The following is a 1,576-nucleotide window of genomic DNA, read 5'->3' on the forward strand; positions in this document are numbered from 1 at the left end:
GAGGGTGTCGCAAAAGGTTAAGGTCACTTTTTCAAGCATCAAGTTAAATTCAATCACTGACTTTGGGCAGCCTGTTATTTGTATGGATAACAGGCTAAAAATAATCCCTAATATCAGAGCCACCGCTCTTGATAAGTTATAGGCCATTGCATGCAGGGAAAACTCCAGCTTTACCGCTGACAATCCCTTACGCCGAAAGCGTTCCAGTCTCTGAATTCCCCGTAATGCCGAAAATACCGGTTCTACCAGGCTCTTTCGTTGACTCAATATCTGTTTTGACTCGGGTCGGGCCATATGCAAACGAAGCGCCTCCCTCCCTTCATCTTCCGGATAACGTTTTATTTTTCTTCCTCCTTTAGCCTTTGTGCAGCCCGCTTTCTGCGGGCATCCGGCACAATTGTCAGCGCTATAAACCCGATAGGGCCGCGTTTTTTCAGTGGCTTTCACTGTACTTTGCAGGGACAATTGGTGATGCGCAGGACAAATATAGCAATCTTGCTCAGCATCATAAGTAAATAATGATTTAGGATAGATTTTTCGTGCGCGCTGTCGGTCTGAATTTTCTGCACAAAACAGCAAGATCTGATGTTTCTTCGCCTCAGCAATCACATCGTCATGGAAATAACCGGCATCCAATATCAATTTTTCCGGGTGACCGCCCGAGATAGTGAGATTCTGCGCCAATAACGCGGCCATCACTTGGGTTTCACTGGAGGGATCGACCGTGTGAGCGACGATAAGACGTCTGTTGTTGACTAAAACAGACGGTTTATAGGAAGTTGAAAATCCCCTTCCCCGCTTAAGTTTCTGGACGACGGCTTCGGGTTCTGTTGGATTGATACGCAGTTGGCTGGCATCCTTCCCTTTTTTTTCGCGATTTTCTTGTCGGCGCCGTAATACGCTGGCTCCCTGTTCCAATTGCTTTATGCGTTTTTCTGTCTGCGCTGTGGCAGGGGTGGCCGTGAGAGTATTTTTTTCACGTGAAATCGCTTCCTGAGTTAAAAGGTGGTAATGAGAACAGGCCGCCTCTATCACTGTCCCGTCACCGGCCAGGCACGAGCCGTCCGAATGACTACGGTGCAAAATGGATAAGGTCAGTGCCTTAAAAAACGAGCCCGTCAGGACGGATTGGTGCTGATAAATAAAACGCCCAAGACTGGCATGATCGGGCGTAATTCCCTGACTGACAAAAATACAGCCTAAATCTAAACGCGCAAGTCGTTCAAGTTCTCTGAGCGAGCAGTGTCCTTTCATGATCCCATAAAGCAGGATCCCTATCATGGAGCGTGGAGAATAAGGGGCTCTCCCTGTCGGAGCATAATGGCGTTCAAAAGGGCCCCAATCTTGCTCATCAAGAATGTCAGTAACAATAAATGCGCTACGCTCCCCCATTTGCCTGAGATAATCAGAAAGGGAAAGGGAGCCATCCAATACAGGTAAGTGCTGAGCTTTGACAAACTGACGTCCGGTATGAAGGGAAGGTTCCCGTTTTCGAATGAATAAGGTCATAAAAGATCTGCGCTTAAAAGAAGTACGCAGATCTTAACGGATAATACACGCCTTTTGCGACACCCTC

The 1,576-nt window shown here is 47.5% G+C and carries 1 protein-coding gene; it reads right to left on the reverse strand.

The window, feature by feature from the left end; translation table 11 throughout:
• Positions 1 to 1,509, reverse strand: a 1,509-nt coding sequence (locus tag EAE93_RS23780; protein ID WP_214040715.1) for a transposase, incomplete at its 3' end; no start/stop codon positions are given.
• Between the last annotated feature and the right edge of the window lie 67 nt (positions 1,510 to 1,576).

It is taken from the genome of Photorhabdus akhurstii, assembly GCF_018448925.1.
Taxonomy (GTDB): Bacteria; Pseudomonadota; Gammaproteobacteria; order Enterobacterales; family Enterobacteriaceae; genus Photorhabdus; species Photorhabdus akhurstii.